This is a genomic window from Micromonospora sp. WMMA1998 (assembly GCF_027497375.1).
Classification (GTDB): Bacteria; Actinomycetota; Actinomycetes; order Mycobacteriales; family Micromonosporaceae; genus Micromonospora; species Micromonospora sediminicola.
Window position 1 is genome coordinate 2,177,812 of sequence record NZ_CP114911.1, and the last position, 16,692, is coordinate 2,194,503.

Consider the following 16,692-nt stretch of genomic DNA (forward strand, 5'->3'; position numbering starts at 1 on the left):
ACATGGACGACGCGGTGTCGGTCCGTGACCTGGTGGTCGAACGCGGCGGACGGCGGGTGCTGCACGGCATCAGCTGCGCCGTGCCCCGGGGCACGGTCACCGGGCTGCTGGGGCCCAGCGGCAGCGGCAAGACCACCTTGATGCGCGCCGTCGTCGGGGTGCAGAGCGTGCGCTCCGGCGCGGTCGACGTGCTCGGCCGGCCGGCCGGCGCGGCCGACCTGCGCCACCGGGTCGGCTATCTGACGCAGGCCCCCAGCGTCTACGCCGACCTGACCGTGCGCGAGAACGCCCGCTACTTCGCCGTGCTGCACGGCCGGGGACGCGCCGAGGCCGACCGGGCGGTGGCCGACGTCGGCCTGGCCGAGGCCGCCGGCCAACTGGTCGGCACGCTCTCCGGCGGTCAGCGCAGCCGCGCCTCGCTGGCCTGCGCCCTGGTCGGCGACCCGGAGCTGGTGGTGCTCGACGAGCCCACCGTCGGTCAGGACCCGGTGCTGCGCGCCGACCTCTGGGCGCGGTTCCACGCCATGGCCGCCGCCGGCACCACCCTGCTGGTGTCCAGCCACGTGATGGACGAGGCGGCCCGCTGCGACCGGCTGCTGCTGATCCGCGAGGGGCGGCTGGTCGCCGACGACACGCCGGCCGCGGTGCGCGCCGCCACCGGCGTGGACGACCTGGAGGAGGCGTTCCTGCGCCTGATCCGCGGCAGCGAGGAGGCCGACGCGTGAACCCGACGATCCTGACCGCCACCACCGGGCGGATCCTGCGCCAACTGCGGCACGACCGGCGCACCGTGGCGTTGCTCGTCGTGGTGCCGATCGTGCTGCTCACCCTGGTCTACTTCATGTACGTCGACCAGCCCACCCCGCCCGGCGCGCCGAGCACCTTCGACCGGGTGGCGCTGATCATGCTGGGCTTCTTCCCGTTCATCATCATGTTCCTGGTGACCAGCATCGCCATGCTCCGCGAACGCACCACCGGCACGCTGGAACGGCTGCTCACCACCCCGCTGGGCAAGCTCGACCTGCTCTTCGGCTACGGCATCGCGTTCGGCCTGGCCGGGGTGGTGCAGTCCACCGTCGCCTCGCTGGTGGCCTACCAGGTGTTCGGGTTGCACACCGCCGGCAGCCCGTGGCTGGTGGTCCTGATCGCCGGGGTGAACGCGGTGCTGGCCGTGGCGCTCGGTCTGTTCTGCTCGGCCTTCGCCCGCACCGAGTTCCAGGCCGTGCAGTTCATGCCGGTGGTGGTCGCCCCGCAACTGCTGCTCTGCGGGCTGTTCGTGCCGCGCGAGCAGATGGCCGGCTGGCTCCAGGCGGTCAGCGACGCGCTGCCGCTGTCGTACGCGGTCGAGGCCTTGCAGGAGGTCGGCGCGCACGCCGAGCCGACCGGCACCATGTGGCGCGACGTGGCGATCGTGGCCGGCGCGGCGGTGGCGGCGCTGGTGCTGGCCGCCGCGACGCTGCGCCGGCGCAGCGGATGAGCCCACGACGCACCGGCCGGCGGCCCGGCAACCCGGACACCCGGGAGTCGATCCTGGCCGCCGCCCGGGCCGCGTTCGCCGAGCGGGGCTTCGACGCCACCCCGGTCCGGGCGGTCGCCGCCGCCGCCGGGGTGGACCCGGCGCTGGTGCACCACTACTTCGGCACCAAGGAGGACCTGTTCCGGGCCGCCATGGCGATCCCGATCGACCCGGCCGAGCTGGTGCCTCGGGTGCTGGCGGGGGGCCGGGACGAGGTCGGCGAACGACTGGTCCGCACGTTCCTGGGCGTCTGGGACTCCCCGGCGGGGACCGCCGCGGTGGCCCTGCTGCGCTCCGCCGTGAGCAACCAGTGGACTGCCCGCCTGCTGCGCGAGTTCCTGACCACGCAGATCCTGCGCCGGGTCGTCGACCGGCTCGACCTCGACCCGGCCGAGGTGCCGCTGCGGGGCGCGCTGGTCGCCACCCAGATCGCCGGCCTGGCCATGATGCGCTACGTGATCCGCCTGGAACCGGTCGCGTCCGCGACGCCGGACACCCTGGCGGCCACGATCGGCCCGACCGTCCAGCGCTACCTCACCGGCCCGCTGGACGCGGGCTGACCCGTCCCCCGCGCCGATCTTGCACTTGCTGCCCGGACGAAAGTGGACGATCCACCCCTACCGGGGGCCGAAAGTGCAAGATCGCGGGAGTTCGGGGTGGCCCGGTCAGCGGGTCTGTTCCAGCCAGGAGGCGTAGAGCAGGGCGTAGACCGAGTCGGTGTCGCGGACCAGCTCGTCGTGCGGGCCGCGCTGCACGATCCGGCCGCGGTCCACCACGATCACCTCGTCCGCGGCCTGCGCGGTGGAGAGCCGGTGCGCGATGGCCAGCGTGGTCCGGCCCCGGGTGACCGCGTCCAACGTGCGTTGCAGGCGTACCTCGGTGGCCGGGTCGACGGCGCTGGTCGCCTCGTCGAGGACCAGCAGGTCCGGGTCGGCGACGTACGCCCGGGCCAAAGCCACGAGCTGCCGCTCGCCCACGCTCAACGCCTCCCCGCGCTCCCCCACCGGCGTGTCCAGACCGGCCGGCAGGCCGTCCAGCCAGTCGGCCAGGCCCAGCTCGGTGAAGGCGGCGGTGAGCCGCTCGTCGCTCAGGTCGGGGCGGGCGAAGCGGACGTTCTCCCCGACCGTGGCGTCGAACAGGAAGCCGTCCTGCGGCACCATCACCACCCGGGCGCGCAGCGAGTCGAAGCGCACCCGACGCAGGTCGACGCCGGAGAGCAGCACCTCCCCCTCGCTCGGGTCCATCAGCCGGGTGAGCAGCTTGGCGAAGGTGGTCTTGCCGCTGCCGGTCTCGCCGACCACCGCCACCCGGCTCTTCGCCGGGATGTCCAGCGTCACGTCGTGCAGCACCGGCGGGCCGCCCGGGTAGGCGAACGTCACCCCGGCGAAGCGGACGTCCAGCGGACCGGACGGCAGGTCCCGCCCCTGCGTGCCCGGGTCGGCCACGTCCGGGGCGACGTCCAGCACGTCGAGCACCCGGCGCCAGCCGGCGATCGCGTTCTGCGCCTCGTTGAGCACCTCGGTGGCAATCTGCACCGGCTGGATGAAGAGCGTGACCAGGAACAGGAACGCGGTGAGCTGGCCGACCGACAGCGTCCGGTCGACGCCGAGGTTCACCCCGACCACCACCACCCCGGCCAGCGCCAGGCCGGCGGCCAGCTCGCCGACCGAGCTGCCCACGATGCTGATCCGGATCGCCCGCTGCTGGGCCAGCCGCTGCCCGTCGATCGCCGCGTCCAGCCGTCGGGCGGTGCGCCCGGCGATGCCGTACGCCCGGATCACCGGCGCGCCCACCACGCTCTCGCCGATGGCGCCGAGCAGCGTGCCGGTCCGCTGCCGGACCAGCCCGTACGCGCCGGCCAGCCGGCGCTGCAACAACCGGATGATCAGCACCGCGGGCGTGAACGCGATGAGCACCACCAGCGTCAACTGCCAGGAGTACGCGAGCATCACGGCGGTGGTGACCAGCAGCTGACCCAGGTTCACGATCAGGATCACGCCGCCCCACTGGAGGAACTGGGTGATCTGGTCGACGTCACTGGTGACCCGGGAGACCAGCGAGCCACGCCGCTCCGACTGCTGGTGCAGCATGGACAGGTCGTGCACGTGCCGGAACGCCCGGGTGCGCACCCCGGCCAGCGCGGTCTCGCTGACCGTGAACAGCCGGCGCATCATCAGATAGCCGCAGGCGGTGGTCACCACCAGCACGGCGGCCGTGATGGTCACGGTGAGCGAGATGACGTCCAGGTCGAGCCCGCCGACGATGCCGTGGTCGATGCCGCGCTGCACCGCCACCGGCACCGCCACCCGGCCGATCATGTAGACGAGGGCCAGCGCCAGCGTGCCGGCGAGCCCGGTCTTCAGCTCCGGGGAGAGCGCCAACCCGCGCCGCAGCGTCCCCCAGGTCGACTCGGTCCGTCCCTCGGCGGCGACACTGCTCACCGGTCCACCTCCATCTCCAGGCCGGAGGGCACCGGCGCGACCTCGTCGTACGTGCGCTTCTGCTCGCGCTCCTGCTCGGCCTGCTCGTAGGCGGTGACCAGGTCGACGTAGCCGGGCACGGTGGCCAGCAGCTCGGCGTGCGTGCCCCGGGCCACCACCCGGCCCTGCTCCACGTAGATCACCTCGTCGGCGAGCGCGATGGTGGCCCGGCGGTACGCCACGACCAGGATCGACGCCGGCGCCCCGCCGTCACCAGGGCTCCGCAGGCCGGCCAGGATGGCCGCCTCGACCCGCGGGTCGACAGCGCTGGTCGCGTCGTCGAGCACCAGCAGCCGGGGCCGCCCGGCCAGCGCCCGGGCCAGCGTCAGCCGCTGCCGCTGGCCGCCGGAGAGCGAGGTGCCCCGCTCGCCGACCATGGTGTCCAGCCCGTCCGGCAGGCCGGCGACGAAACCGTCCGCCTCGGCCAGCCGCAGCGCCGCCCACACCTCGTCGTCGCCGATGCCGTCGCGGTCGAGCGTGATGTTGGCCCGGACCGTGTCGTCGAAGACGAAGGGCACCTGGGCCACCAGCGCCACGGTCCCGGCGAGCGACGCGGCGGTCAGCTCCCGCACGTCGACGCCGTCGAGCGTGACCCGGCCGGAGTCCGGGTCGACCAGCCGCACGGCCAGCGACGCGATGGTGGACTTGCCGGCCCCGGTCGGCCCGACCAGCGCGACGGTCTTCCCGGCCGGCACGGTGAACGTCACCTCGCCGAGCACCTCGGCGCCGGGCAGGTGCGCCTCGGCCGGCTCGTACCCGAAGTGCACGTCGTCGAAGCCCAGCGTGGCCGGTGTGCGGGTGGCGTGGTCGAACGCGACCTCGCCGTAGGGCATCTCGCCGGTGGTGTCGAGGACCCGGCGGACCCGGTCCCAACCGGCGACGCTGCGCGGCAGCTCGGCCAGCACCCAGCCGATGGCCCGCACCGGGAAGGCCAGCACGGTGAACAGGAACGCCACGCTGACCAGCTCGGTCACCGTGATCGCGCCCTGCCGCAGCCGGATCGCGCCGACCACCAGCACGGCGAGGGTGCCGAGGCTGGGCAGCGTCTCCAGCATCGGGTCGAAGACGCCGCGCAGCCGGCCGACCGAGATGAGCGCGTCGCGCAGGTCGCCGGCGCGGGCGGCGAAGCGGGCGGTCTCCTGCGCCTCCCGGCCCATGGTCTTGACCACCAGCGCGCCGTCGAAGCTCTCGTGCGCGATGCCGCTGACCTCGGCGCGCAGGCGTTGCGCCCGGGCCTGGCGGGGCGCCATCCGGCGGGAGTAGACCACGTTGAGCGCGAACAGCGCGGGAAAGACGGCGAGGCCGACCAGCGCGAGCGCCCAGTCGGTGACGAAGAGCGAGGCCACCGCGCCGACCAGCATCACCAGGGTGCCGACCGCGAACGGCAGCGGCGCGATCGGGTACCAGGCGGCCTCGACGTCGGAGTTGGCGTTGGACAGCAGCGTGCCGGTGGAGTTGCGGTGGTGCCAGGCCAGCGGCAGGTCCAGGTAGCGGCGGGTGACCCGGCGACGGTAGGCGGCCTGGAGCCGGTACTGCATGTAGCCGGCGCCGAGTCGCCGGCCGAAGATGCCGACCACCCGCAGCACGCTGATGCCGAACAGCGCCGCGGCGGCGAGCGCGAGGACCCCGCCGCCCACCTCGCCGCGCTCGACCGCCGGCACCACCACCTCACCGACCACGCCGCCGACCACGTACGCGCTGGCGATCACCAGGAGACCGAAGAGCACGCTGCCGGTCACCGCCACCGTGAAGATGCGCGGTTGCTCCCGGATCGCCCGGCCGAGCACCCGTAGTCCTCTGCCGAGCACGTCCCGACTCGTCCCGCTCGCCACGCTCTCCCCCGCCGTAAGCCGCCCGTTTCTCCCCCATCCTTACCGCACCCCGCCAGGTCCGCCGACCCGCCGGGGATATGTCCGCCGTCACGTTCGCCCCGGAGCTGGGCGGACGACGGTGCGTGGTCGGCCGGTCGCCACCGCCGCGCCGGGCACGGCGCGCCGATCGGCCCGCCCGGGCCTACGATCGGGCCATGCCGCGGTACGCCCGGGCGGAGCGCGAGGCGCTCGCCGATCTGATGCTGGAACTGGGACCGGACGCGCCGACGGTCAACGAGGGGTGGACCACCCGTGACCTGGCGGCGCACCTGCTGGTGCGCGAGCGCCGGCCGGACGCGGCCGGCGGGATCCTGCTGCCGCCGCTGCGCGAGCACGGTGAGTCGGTCCGCCGGCGGATCGCCGCCGGGCCCTACCCGGAGTTGGTGGCGCGGGTGCGCCGCCCGCCGCTGTGGAGCCCGGTGAGCAATCCGCTCACCGACGAACTGGCCAACGGCCTGGAGTTCTTCATCCACCACGAGGACGTCCGCCGGGCCCGGCCCGGCTGGCACCCGCGCGACCTGCCGGCGGGGCAGCAGCGGGTGCTCTGGAAGCGGGTCGGCCTGCTGGCCCGGATGGCGTTGCGCCGCTTCCCGGCCGAGGTGCTGGTGCAGGCGCCCGGTCACGGCGAGCTGCGGGCGGGGCGCGGCGGCGGGCGGCTGCGGGTGGTGGGCGCGCCGGGCGAACTCGTCCTGTTCCTCACCGGTCGGCAGCGGGTGGCCCGGGTCCAGGTGGACGGCCCGGGCGAGGGCGCCGACCGGCTGCGCGCCGCCGAACTGGGCTTCTGACCCACTGTGCGGGACCGGTCACCGCGCCTCGTGGAAATTGCGCAGCCCAACGATGGTGACCGATCCGGTCTGTCGTACGCTCCTCGCCGCCGCTCGAGCAGACGGGCGGCGGACAGGGGACACGACGGATGCGTGCCTTCGCGCTCTCGGCGCTGCACGAGCCGCCCTTCCCGGCCCGGCGGCACCCTGACGTCGACCGGATCGCCGGGGAGAGCGCCGGCTGGGCGGACGACCTGGGCCTGGTCGACGACCCGGCCGGGCGACGCCGGCTGGCCGGCGCGCACGCCGCCGAGCTGGCCGGGCGGGCGGCCCCCGAAGGCTCACCGGACGGCCTGCGGCTGCTGACCGATCTGATCAACTGGCTGTTCGTGATGGACGACGCCTGCGACGACGACGGCCTGGGCGCGGACCCCACCCGGCTCGCCCCGACCGTGGCGGCGCTGCTGGCCGTGCTCGACCGGCACGGCGACCCGGACGCGCCCAGCCCGACCCACGTCGGGCCGCTCGCGGTCGCGCTCGACGACCTGTGCCGCCGGGCCCGTGGGAAGCGGCAACCGGCGTTGCTGCTGCGTCTGGTCAGCCAGTTGCGGGAGTACCTGCTGGCGCTGCTGTGGGAGGCGGCCAACCGGGAGCACCGGCGGGTGCCCGGGGTGTCCGAGTACACCCAGATGCGCCGGCACACCGGCGGCGTACGCCCCAGCTTCACCATGACCGACCTGGCGCGTACGTCCCGGACCGGCCCGGCGCAGCGGTCCGAGCCGGCGCTGGCCGCGCTGGACGCCCTCGCCACCGACCTGGTGTGCTGGTGCAACGACCTCTTCTCCTACGGCAAGGAGCGCGGTGTCGCGCCGGAGGCGCACAACCTGGTCACCACGATCGCGGGTGAGAACGGCCACGACGAGCCGGCGGCGCTGCGGGCGGCGGCGGCCCGGTTCAACACCGCCCTCGCCACCTACGCGGAGCGGGACGCGGCGTTGGCGACCGGGGCCGACGACGGGGTGCGGGCGTTCCTGGACACCCGACGGGACTGGATCCGGGCGACGTACGACTGGTCCCGCGCGGCCGCCCGATACACCTGACTCCGGGTTCCACGAGGCGGGACCGGCATGGTACGCGCCCGCCAGGGCTAGCCGCTGCCCCGGTGCAGGCAATACCCTTCGGTAACCGCAGATCGGCGTGACCCCCGTCACGTCCCTCCACCCTGAAGGCGGCTACAGCGATGGCTCTCGATGTACCGTACCGTTCCGTACCCGACATGTTTCTCAAGCGCGTGGCGGATTCCCCCGACCGGCACGCCTTCGCCCACCCCGCACCCGACGACTCGGGCCCGGTCTGGCTGACGTGGGAGCAGGTCGGGCAGCGCGCCAAGGCGATCGCCGCCGGGCTGCACGGGCTCGGTGTCGGCCTGGAGGACCCGGTGGCGATCCTGGCCAACACCCGGCTGGAGTGGGTGCTCGCCGACTTCGGCATCATGTGCGCCGGCGGGGCCACCACCACCGTCTACCCGACCACCGAACCCGACGACGCGGTCTACATCGTCGCCGACTCCGGGTCGCGGGTGCTGTTCGCGGAGAACGCCGCGCAGGCGGCGAAGATCGCCGGCGCGGACCTGCCGGCACTGACCCACGTGGTGCTCTTCGACGGCACGCCCGACCCGGCCGCCGGCGTACCCCAGCTCACCCTGGCCGAGCTGGAGGAGCGCGGGGCCGCCGCGCTGGCCGCCGAGCCCGACCTGATCGACATGCTGGTCGCGGGCATCGGGCCGGACCACCTGGCCACCCTGATCTACACCTCCGGCACCACCGGCCGCCCGAAGGGCGTGGAGCTGCTGCACGGCGGCTGGTGCTGGGAGGGCGTGGCACAGGCCGAGCTGGGCCTGCTGCGGGTCGACGACCTGCAGTACCTGTGGCTGCCGCTGTCCCACTCGTTCGGCAAGACGCTGCTCTGCGGCGCCACCCACGTCGGCCTGCCCACCTACGTCGACGGCCGGGTGGACAAGCTGGTCGAGCTGCTCGGCGTGGTCCGCCCGACGCTGATGTGCGGCGCGCCCCGGGTCTTCGAGAAGGTCTACAACAAGGCGGTCACCACCGCGCAGGGCGCCGGCGGCGCGAAGGCCAAGATCTTCGCCTGGGGCGTCACGGTCGGCAAGGAGAAGGTCGCGCTGGAGCAGGCCGGCAAGCCGGTCCCGGCCGGCCTGCGGCTGAAGTACGCGCTCGCCGAGAAGCTCGTCTTCAGCAAGCTCCAGGCCCGGCTCGGCGGCCGGATGCGGGTGCTGGTCTCCGGCGCGGCGCCGCTGAGCAAGGAGATCGCCACGTTCTTCGCCGCCGCGAACCTGCCCATCTCCGAGGGCTACGGTCTCACCGAGACCAGCGCCGGCGCCTTCGTCAACCCGCCCGGCGGCCTGAAGATCGGCAGCGTGGGCCGGGCCATGGGCGACCTGGAGTGCCGGATCGACACCGACGGCGAGATCCTGATGCGCGGTCGTCCGGTCATGCGCGGCTACCACAACCTGCCGCAGGAGACCGCCGAGGCGTTCACCGCCGACGGCTTCTTCCGCACCGGCGACATCGGCACCCTCGACGACGACGGCTACCTGCGCATCACCGACCGGAAGAAGGACCTGGTCAAGACGTCCGGCGGCAAGTACGTCGCGCCGTCGCACATCGAGGGCATGTTCAAGGCGGTCTGCCCGTACACCTCCCAGGCGGTGGTGATCGGCCAGGCCCGCAACTACTGCACCATGCTGGTCACGCTGGACCCGGACGCGATCAAGGGCTGGGCCGCCGGCACCCCGCTGGAGGGCAGCGACTACACCACGATCGTCACCTCGCCGCAGGCGCGGGAGATGGTCGAGGGCTACGTGGCCGAGCTGAACGCCAAGCTCAACCGCTGGGAGACGATCAAGAAGGTGACGATCCTCCCCCGCGACCTCACCATCGAGGACGGCGAGGTCACCCCGTCGCTGAAGATCAAGCGCCGCAGCGTGGAGACCAACTTCGCCGGCGAGATCGACAAGATGTACGAGGGCACGCTCGCCGAGCTGTAGGCGACACCCGAGAGGCCGACCGGCCGTGCCCCACCGTCCCGGGGCACGGCCGGTCGGCCCCGTCGCGGGCCGGGACGTCGGTCACAGGTGCCGCTGCCGCCACCGGCTCTGCTCGGCCTCCGCGGCGAGCTGCTCCTCCAGGGCCAGCCGGCGCACCCGGCGCCGCCGCCCGTCCTCGCTGCGCGTCTCCCAGGCGACACCGCCGGCGGTGACGACCGCCAGGACGGCCAGCGCGCCCACCTCCGGGATGCGGAACGCGAACGGACCGGCGGCGGCGAGCGCCGCCGCCGTGACCGGCAGCGGCCAGTGCGTCTCGCGCAGCGCCAGCCTCCAGCAGCCGGCGAGGCTGAGCAGGTAGAGCGCGACGCCGCCGAACAGCACGGCGCCCCAGAAGTCGCCCAGCGGCCACCCCCACGTGGGGGTCTCGCGCGCGGCGACCTCGGCCAGCAGGTCCTTGAGGCCGAGCGCGTAGAGGATGGTGCCGGTGATCATCGGCAGGTGCAGGAACGTGTAGACGTCGCGGGCCAGCCGCAGCCGGGCGACGCGGTCCCGGGCGTGGTGCAACGCCTGCTCCATCGCGAACGCCAGGGTGTCGAAGTACGCCCACCAGAGCGCCGCCACGATCAGGATGCCGAGCAGCGCGGCCACCGCCACCGGGCCGGTCAGCGGCAGTCCCCGCTTCGGGCCGAGCCCGAGTGCGATGATCGACTCTCCGAGCGCGACCAGCACCATCAGGGCGTGCCGCTCCGCCCAGTGCCCGGCCGAGACCACCACCCACCAGCGCCGCGCCAGCGTCACCCCGACGACGTACTCAACCAGCAGCGCCAACGTCCAGAGCGTCAGTTGCAGCCCGGTCGCGAGCCGTCCCTCCGGCAGCCGGGACGGGACGGTTCCGGCGACCACCAGCAGCACGGTGGCCACGACCGGGACCAGGGCGCGGATCAGGAGACGGCGGCGGCGGACCGGGTCGGCGCGGTCCGTCCAGCCGAGGACGGCGAGCTGGGCCATCCGGATCACGAAGTAGGACCCGGCGAAGACCAGCGGCCCGGGCAGCCCGCCCGGGCGGTCCACGAACGCGCCGGGCACGCTGAGCACCAGCAGGAACGTCGCGGCCACGGTGACGAAGCCGACCAGCGGCAGCACGCCCTGGTCGGCGCGCAGCGCGTTGCCCATCCGGGCGAACCCGGTCCACGACCACCACAGCAGGGCCAGCACCAGCACGAAGCGGTAGAGGTTGGCCGGGGTGAGTTCGCTGGCGGTGAGCGTGGTGACGCTGATGAACGCGAAGACGAAGACCAGGTCGTAGAAGAGCTCCAGCCGGGTGGTCCGGGAGCCCGGCGCGCCGGGCCGCACCGACCGCGACCACCGCGCACCGCCCCCGTTGCCCACCCGCGCAGTCTGCGGGGCCGGGCCGGGCCGGTGACCCGGTTCCCCGGACACCCACCGGATCGGGCGGCGGGCGGGTCAGGCGATGACGCTCGGCTCCCGCCACTGCGGCCGGCCGGCCCGGTCCAGGTCGTAGCGGACCGCGGCGAGCCGCCCGACCGCCTCCGCCAGCTCGGCGGCCGGCAGCGTGAAGGGCAGCCGGAGGAACCGCTCCAGCGTCCCGTCCAGGCCGAACCGGGGGCCGGGCGCCAGCCGTACGCCGACCTCCTCGGCGGCCCGGGCCAGCGCGCTGGAGATCGGGCCGTCCAGCTCGGCCCAGAGCGTGACGCCGCCGCGCGGCACGGTGACCCGCCAGTCCGGGAGCCGCTCGGCGAGCGCCGCGACCAGCGCGTCCCGCTGGGTGGCGAGCTGCGCCCGGCGAGCGGTCACGATGGCCGGCGCCTGGTCGAGCAGGTGCACGGCGACGAGCTGGTCGAGCACCGGGCTGGCCATGTCCACGCCGACCCGGGCCGCGGCCAGGCGCTGCACCTGGGGCGCGGAGGCGCGCACCCAGCCGATCCGCAGGCCGCCCCAGTAGGGCTTGCTCATCCCACCGATGCTGATCACCCGGGAGTGCCGGTCGAAGACCGCCACGGGGGGCGGCAGCGGGGTGCCGTCCAGCGGCAGGTCGACGAAGGACTCGTCCACCACCAGGTCGGTGCCGGCCGCGTGCGCCGCGCCCACCAGCCGCTCGCGCAGGTCGGCGGCCATCAGGTGACCGGTCGGGTTGTGGAACTCCGGGATCAGGTACGCGAGCTTCGGCCGGGTCTGCCGGATGCTGCCGAGCAGCAGGTCGGCGTCCCAGCCGTCGTCGGAGAGCCCATGGGTGCTGATCCGGGCCCGGCGTGCGGCGAGCGCGGCGAGCGCGTTGGGGTAGGTGGGCGACTCCACCAGCACCCCGCCGCCGGGTGACAGGGCCAGCCGCAGCACCAGGTCCAGCGCGTGCTGGGTGCCGCTGGTGACCATGATCTGCTCCGGGCTGGTGGGCAGCCCGCGGTCGGTGTAGCCGCGGGCGACCGCCTCACGCAGCTCGATGATGCCGGTGGGGTGGTAGCCGGCGCCGCCGAGGTAGCGGGGCAGGTCCTCGGCGGCCGCCCGGGCGGCCGGGACGAGCTGGGCCGGCGCGGAGAGCGCGGCCACCCCGAGGTCGATCATGTCCCGGTCGTCTAGCGGGGTCCACAGGCCGGTGCTGGCGACCCGGTGGGTGCCGGGCAGCATGGTCCAGCTCCCGGCGCCCCGGCGGCTGGCCAGGTGGCCGGTCTCCCGCAGCTCCCGGTACGCGGCGGTGACGGTGGTCCGGCTGATCCGCAACGCCTCGGCCAGCTCGCGCTCGGCCGGCAGGCGTACCCCCAGGGGCAGCCGGCCGTCGGCGAGCAGCCCCCGCACGGCGCTGGCGAGCGCGGCGTAGTCGGGGCTGCGCCGTCGACCGGGCAACGCGTGCCACTGGCCGAGCAGACGCGCCAATTGGACACCGCGTACCTGGGTCGTCATGGCCACACCTCCGGAATTGGCCCCCTTGCACTCCGCAATTGGCCCCTAGGGTGGCATGCATGGCTCAGCTTGGCAATCTCCGGCACCGGCCGGCGCGACGGCTCACCCAGCTCTACGCCGGTCTCGCCCTCTACGGCGTGAGCATGGCGCTGATGATCCGCTCCGGACTCGGTCTGGACCCCTGGGACGTGTTCCACCAGGGGCTCGCCCGCCAGACCGGCCTCTCCTTCGGCACCGTCACCATCGCCGTCGGCGCGCTCGTGCTGCTGCTCTGGATCCCGCTGCGGCAACGCCCCGGCCTGGGCACGGTGAGCAACGTCGTGGTGATCGGGCTGGTCGTCGACGCCACCCTGGCCGTCCTGCCGCCGGGCGAGGGCCTGCCGGTGCGGGCCGCGCTGCTGGTCGTCGGCATCGTCGCCAACGGCGCCGCCACCGGCCTCTACCTGGGCGCCGGGCTCGGCCCCGGCCCCCGCGACGGCCTGATGACCGGGTTCGTCGCCCGCCACCCGCGCTGGTCGGTGCGGCTGGTCCGGACCGTCATCGAGGTCACCGTGCTGGCCCTGGGGTGGCTGCTCGGCGGGACGGTCGGGCTCGGCACCGTGGCCTACGCGCTGGCCATCGGACCGCTCGCGCAGATGTTCATCCCGATCTTCGCCATCCCCACCCGACCGGTGGACGCTTACGCTACGTGACCGCCGTCGGGCCGACCGCCACGGGGTGGGACGAGCCGGACGGCCCTGAGCTGCGACGACGTACGGCACCGAAACCAGGTGTTTTCTCCGCCGCCGTCGCCGGGCATCATTCGTACATGGGGGAGAACGGATGGCGTTGGAGCGACGCCTGGATCTTCGTCGCGTTGGTCATCGCGAGCGGTGCCGGCCGGCACCGCCGGGCCGCCGCGACACGCCGCCCCGAGGGGGTGCGCCTCGCCGACGTCCTCTCCACCGCCGACCACCTCAACCAGGCCATTCCCGAGCGGCACGAGGTCGAGGGAGCGGTCCGCCGGCTCGTCGGCGCGGGGCTGGTCAGCGTCGCCGACGGCTGGTTCCGGGTCACCCCGGACGGTGAGCGCCTCTGGCGCACCCGGCCCAGCGCCGGGCTGGGCACCACGGTCGACACGGTGCAGGGCGTGCTGAGCCGCCGGCACCCGCCGGGCGAGTCCGAGTGGCGCCTCGACGAGGACGACCACGCCGCCGCCGTCCAGGAATATGTCGTCCGGTCGATTCCGATGCCACGTCGCTCCCCCGAGGGGCACTCCGGCCGACCCTGACCGCCGCGGTCAGCGCACCGGGTGCCCGGCGCCGCGCAACGCGTCCTTGACCTCGCCGACGGTCAGCTCGCCGAAGTGGAAGACGCTGGCCGCGAGCACCGCGTCGGCGCCCGCGCCGACCGCCGGGGGGAAGTGCGCCACCGCGCCCGCGCCACCGCTGGCGATCACCGGCACCTCGACCACCGCGCGGACCGCCTCGATCAACGGCAGGTCGAACCCGGTCTTGGTGCCGTCGGCGTCCATCGAGTTGAGCAGGATCTCTCCCGCGCCCAGCTCCGCGCCGCGCGCGGCCCACTCGACCGCGTCCAGGCCGGTGCCCCGGCGGCCGCCGTGGGTGGTCACCTCGAAGCCGCTCGGCGTGGTGCCGGCCGGCGCACGCCGCACGTCCAGCGAGAGCACCAGCACCTGCCGGCCGAACCGGTCGGCGATCTCGGCGATCAGCTCCGGCCGGGCGATCGCCGCGGTGTTCACCCCGACCTTGTCCGCCCCGGCCCGCAGCAGCGTGTCGACGTCGGCGACCTGCCGGACGCCGCCGCCGACGGTGAGCGGGATGAACACCGACTCGGCGGTGCGCCGCACCACGTCGAGCATGGTGCCGCGGTCGCTGGACGAGGCGGTCACGTCGAGGAACGTCAGCTCGTCCGCGCCGGCCCGGTCGTACGCCGCCGCCAGTTCCACCGGGTCGCCGGCGTCGCGCAGGTCGAGGAAGTTGACTCCCTTGACCACCCGCCCGGCGTCCACGTCCAGACACGGGATCACCCGTACCGCCACCGTCATGCCCCGAAGCCTAGCCAACGCGCGGGCGGCGGCGACCGGCCTGTGAGGCCGGCCACCGCCGCCGGGTCGCCCGTCGGTCAGAGCCGGACGAGCATCTTGCCGAGGTTCTCGCCGCGCAGCAGGCCGAGGAACGCCTCGGGCGCCTGCTCGATGCCGTCGACCACGGTCTCGTCGTAGGACAGCCGGCCCTCGCGCAGCCAGCCGGCCATCTCCTGGACGAACTGCTCACGCAGGTGCCCGTGGTCGCCGACCAGGAAGCCGCGCAGCGTCAGCCGCTTGCCGATCACCAGCGCCAGGTTGCGCGGGGCGGCCGGTGGCTCGGTCGAGTTGTACTGGGCGATCATGCCGCAGATGGCGGCCCGGCCGTGCAGGTTCATCGCCTCGATCGCGGCCTCCAGGTGGTCTCCGCCGACGTTGTCGAAGTAGACGTCGACGCCGTCCGGGGCGGCGGCCTTGAGCTGCTCGTACACCGGTCCGTCGTGGTAGTCGAACGCGGCGTCAAAGCCGAGCGCGGTGAGCCGCTCGACCTTCGCCCGGGAACCGGCGCTGCCGATCACCCGGCCGGCGCCGCGCAGCTTCGCGATCTGGCCGACCATGCTGCCCACCGCGCCGGCCGCGCCGGAGACGAAGACGGTCTCGCCCGGCTTCATCGCGGCCACGTCGAGCAGCCCGGCGTACGCGGTCAGCCCGGTCATGCCGAGCACGCTCAGGTAGGCGCTGACCGGGGCGACGCCCGGGTCGACCTTGCGGACGGCCTTCGCGTCGACGAGCGCGTACTCGCGCCAGCCGAAGCCGTGCAGGACGACGTCGCCGGGCTTGACGCCCTCGGCCTCGCCGGCCACCACCTCACCGATCGCGCCGCCGTCGAGCGGGGCGTCCAGCGCGAACGGCGGCACGTACGACTTGACGTCGTTCATCCGGCCGCGCATGTACGGGTCCACCGACATGAACTGGTTGCGGACCACGACCTGGCCCGGACCCGGCGTCGGTACCTCGGTGGTGACCAGCCGGAAGTTGTCGGCGGTCGGCCACCCCTGCGGGCGAGACGCCAGGTGGATCTCCCGGTTCGCAGTCACAGCGCCTCCCGGACGGTGCGGGCGACCTCGATGTTGCCGCGGGTCGCGTTGGAGTAGGGGCAGACCTGGTGCGCCGCGTCGACCAACCGCGCGGCGGCCGAGCGCTCGACGGCGGGCAGGTCCACCACCAGCGTGACGGTCAGGCCGTAGCCGCCGCTGCCGTTCGGGCCGATGCCCACCTCGGCCTCGACGACGGAGCCGGTGACGTCCGCCTTGGCCTGGCGCGCGACGATGCGCAGCGCGGAGTGGAAGCAGGCGGCGTAGCCGGCCGCGAAGAGCTGCTCCGGGTTGGCCGCGCCACCGGCGCCGCCCATCTCCTTCGGCACGGCGAGGTCCAGCTCGACGGTGCCGTCGGAGGTGCGGACGTGGCCGTCGCGGCCGTCGCCGGTGGCCCGGGCGGACGCGGTGTAGAGCACCTGCATGTCACTGCTCCTTCGGTGAGTGGATCGTCTCGGTGACCCGGGTGAGGGTGTCGCGCAGCCCGACCAGCTCGGCCTCGGTGAGGCCGGTGGCGCGGGCCACCCGCAGCGGCACGTCCTCCATCCGCTCCCGCAGCGCCCGGCCGCGGTCGGTGAGGCCCACCTCGACCCGGCGCTCGTCGGCAGCCGAGCGGGTACGCACCACCAGGCCGGCCGCCTCCAGCCGCTTGAGCAGCGGGGAGAGCGTGCCGGAGTCGAGCCGGAGCCGCGCGCCGAGCTCGGAGACCGTGGGGGCGTCGTCGCCGCGCTCCCAGAGCACCAGCAGCACGAGGTACTGCGGGTAGGTCAGTCCGTGCTCGTCGAGGATGGGCCGGTAGACGTCGGTCAGGGCGCGCGACGCCGCGTAGAGGGCGAAGCACACCTGCCGGCGTAGCACCAGATCATCGGTCACGCCTTGAACAGTAGCGCGCAATCAAGTTGTGCACAACTTGATTGCGCGGGGATGCCGTTCGCAGGCGGAGCGGGCCATCGCCCGG

General features: G+C 74.2%; 16 protein-coding genes. 8 read left to right on the forward strand and 8 right to left on the reverse strand.

Features of this window, described 5'->3' with window-relative positions; all coding sequences use genetic code 11:
* Window positions 1-2: 2 nt before the first annotated feature.
* Genes O7600_RS09410 through O7600_RS09420 form a run of 3 tightly spaced genes read left to right on the forward strand, consistent with a single transcriptional unit; the run spans window position 3 to window position 2,076 of the window.
* Entirely contained in the window at window positions 3-725 is a 723-nt protein-coding gene (locus O7600_RS09410) for an ABC transporter ATP-binding protein (protein WP_281593262.1), read from the forward strand.
* Window positions 722-1,477 (forward strand): ABC transporter permease, encoded by a 756-nt coding sequence (locus O7600_RS09415; RefSeq protein ID WP_281593263.1) that lies wholly within the window; start codon window positions 722-724, stop codon window positions 1,475-1,477. Before O7600_RS09410 ends, O7600_RS09415 begins: the two co-directional genes overlap by 4 nt.
* Window positions 1,474-2,076 carry a TetR family transcriptional regulator gene (locus tag O7600_RS09420; protein ID WP_281593265.1) on the forward strand — a complete coding sequence of 201 codons (603 nt, stop codon included), beginning with the start codon at window positions 1,474-1,476 and terminating at the stop codon, window positions 2,074-2,076. Before O7600_RS09415 ends, O7600_RS09420 begins: the two co-directional genes overlap by 4 nt.
* A gap of 105 nt (window positions 2,077-2,181) precedes the next feature.
* Here O7600_RS09420 and O7600_RS09425 read toward each other — a convergent pair whose 3' ends face one another.
* The gene (locus tag O7600_RS09425) at window positions 2,182-3,957 is read right to left on the reverse strand and encodes an ABC transporter ATP-binding protein (RefSeq protein ID WP_281593266.1); all 1,776 of its coding nucleotides are present in this window, start codon (window positions 3,955-3,957) and stop codon (window positions 2,182-2,184) included.
* Complete coding sequence (locus O7600_RS09430) at window positions 3,954-5,828, reverse strand: ABC transporter ATP-binding protein (protein WP_281593267.1); 1,875 nt, start codon at window positions 5,826-5,828, stop codon at window positions 3,954-3,956. The genes O7600_RS09425 and O7600_RS09430 overlap by 4 nt, the downstream gene beginning before the upstream one ends.
* Before the next feature lie 194 nt (window positions 5,829-6,022).
* On the opposite strand from O7600_RS09430, the gene O7600_RS09435 reads away from it, so the two are divergent.
* The 3 genes from O7600_RS09435 to O7600_RS09445 all read left to right on the forward strand — a co-directional run bounded on the left by O7600_RS09435 (window position 6,023) and on the right by O7600_RS09445 (window position 9,698).
* Window positions 6,023-6,652: a TIGR03085 family metal-binding protein gene (locus O7600_RS09435; protein ID WP_281593268.1), complete on the forward strand. Its 630-nt coding sequence runs from the start codon at window positions 6,023-6,025 to the stop codon at window positions 6,650-6,652.
* A 128-nt stretch (window positions 6,653-6,780) separates the two neighbouring features.
* Entirely contained in the window at window positions 6,781-7,731 is a 951-nt protein-coding gene (locus O7600_RS09440) for a terpene synthase (protein WP_281593269.1), read from the forward strand.
* A gap of 140 nt (window positions 7,732-7,871) precedes the next feature.
* A complete protein-coding gene (locus tag O7600_RS09445) occupies window positions 7,872-9,698 on the forward strand; it encodes a long-chain fatty acid--CoA ligase (protein ID WP_281593270.1) in 1,827 nt (608 codons plus the stop codon).
* Window positions 9,699-9,779: 81 nt separating this feature from the next.
* Here O7600_RS09445 and O7600_RS09450 read toward each other — a convergent pair whose 3' ends face one another.
* Window positions 9,780-11,051, reverse strand: a complete 1,272-nt coding sequence (locus O7600_RS09450) for a low temperature requirement protein A (protein ID WP_281594108.1) — start codon at window positions 11,049-11,051, stop codon at window positions 9,780-9,782.
* A 111-nt stretch (window positions 11,052-11,162) separates the two neighbouring features.
* Window positions 11,163-12,614 (reverse strand): PLP-dependent aminotransferase family protein, encoded by a 1,452-nt coding sequence (locus O7600_RS09455; protein ID WP_281593271.1) that lies wholly within the window; start codon window positions 12,612-12,614, stop codon window positions 11,163-11,165.
* 59 nt (window positions 12,615-12,673) lie between these two features.
* Between O7600_RS09455 and O7600_RS09460 the strand changes: the two genes are divergently transcribed.
* Together O7600_RS09460 and O7600_RS09465 are read left to right on the forward strand one after the other, a co-directional pair.
* Window positions 12,674-13,306: a hypothetical protein gene (locus O7600_RS09460; protein WP_281593272.1), complete on the forward strand. Its 633-nt coding sequence runs from the start codon at window positions 12,674-12,676 to the stop codon at window positions 13,304-13,306.
* A gap of 116 nt (window positions 13,307-13,422) precedes the next feature.
* Window positions 13,423-13,884: a hypothetical protein gene (locus tag O7600_RS09465; RefSeq protein ID WP_281593273.1), complete on the forward strand. Its 462-nt coding sequence runs from the start codon at window positions 13,423-13,425 to the stop codon at window positions 13,882-13,884.
* A gap of 9 nt (window positions 13,885-13,893) precedes the next feature.
* Here O7600_RS09465 and hisF read toward each other — a convergent pair whose 3' ends face one another.
* The 4 genes from hisF to O7600_RS09485 form a co-directional block, all read right to left on the reverse strand.
* Window positions 13,894-14,661: an imidazole glycerol phosphate synthase subunit HisF gene (gene hisF / locus O7600_RS09470; protein WP_281593274.1), complete on the reverse strand. Its 768-nt coding sequence runs from the start codon at window positions 14,659-14,661 to the stop codon at window positions 13,894-13,896.
* Between the two features lie 77 nt (window positions 14,662-14,738).
* Window positions 14,739-15,737: an NADP-dependent oxidoreductase gene (locus O7600_RS09475; RefSeq protein WP_281593275.1), complete on the reverse strand. Its 999-nt coding sequence runs from the start codon at window positions 15,735-15,737 to the stop codon at window positions 14,739-14,741.
* A complete protein-coding gene (locus tag O7600_RS09480) occupies window positions 15,734-16,159 on the reverse strand; it encodes an organic hydroperoxide resistance protein (protein ID WP_281593276.1) in 426 nt (141 codons plus the stop codon). The genes O7600_RS09475 and O7600_RS09480 overlap by 4 nt, the downstream gene beginning before the upstream one ends.
* A 1-nt stretch (window position 16,160) precedes the next feature.
* Window positions 16,161-16,607, reverse strand: coding sequence for a MarR family transcriptional regulator (locus O7600_RS09485; protein ID WP_281593277.1), 447 nt, complete (start codon window positions 16,605-16,607; stop codon window positions 16,161-16,163).
* Window positions 16,608-16,692: the final 85 nt, after the last annotated feature.

Coding starts and splice junctions, on each gene's coding strand:
- O7600_RS09410 (WP_281593262.1), top strand. CDS start 3: ATGGACGACGCGGTGTCGGTCCGTGACCTGGTGGTCGAACGCGGCGGA.
- O7600_RS09420 (WP_281593265.1), top strand. CDS start 1,474: ATGAGCCCACGACGCACCGGCCGGCGGCCCGGCAACCCGGACACCCGG.
- O7600_RS09435 (WP_281593268.1), top strand. CDS start 6,023: ATGCCGCGGTACGCCCGGGCGGAGCGCGAGGCGCTCGCCGATCTGATG.
- O7600_RS09440 (WP_281593269.1), top strand. CDS start 6,781: ATGCGTGCCTTCGCGCTCTCGGCGCTGCACGAGCCGCCCTTCCCGGCC.
- O7600_RS09445 (WP_281593270.1), top strand. CDS start 7,872: ATGGCTCTCGATGTACCGTACCGTTCCGTACCCGACATGTTTCTCAAG.
- O7600_RS09455 (WP_281593271.1), bottom strand. CDS start 12,614: ATGACGACCCAGGTACGCGGTGTCCAATTGGCGCGTCTGCTCGGCCAG.
- O7600_RS09460 (WP_281593272.1), top strand. CDS start 12,674: ATGGCTCAGCTTGGCAATCTCCGGCACCGGCCGGCGCGACGGCTCACC.
- O7600_RS09465 (WP_281593273.1), top strand. CDS start 13,423: ATGGGGGAGAACGGATGGCGTTGGAGCGACGCCTGGATCTTCGTCGCG.
- hisF (WP_281593274.1), bottom strand. CDS start 14,661: ATGACGGTGGCGGTACGGGTGATCCCGTGTCTGGACGTGGACGCCGGG.
- O7600_RS09480 (WP_281593276.1), bottom strand. CDS start 16,159: ATGCAGGTGCTCTACACCGCGTCCGCCCGGGCCACCGGCGACGGCCGC.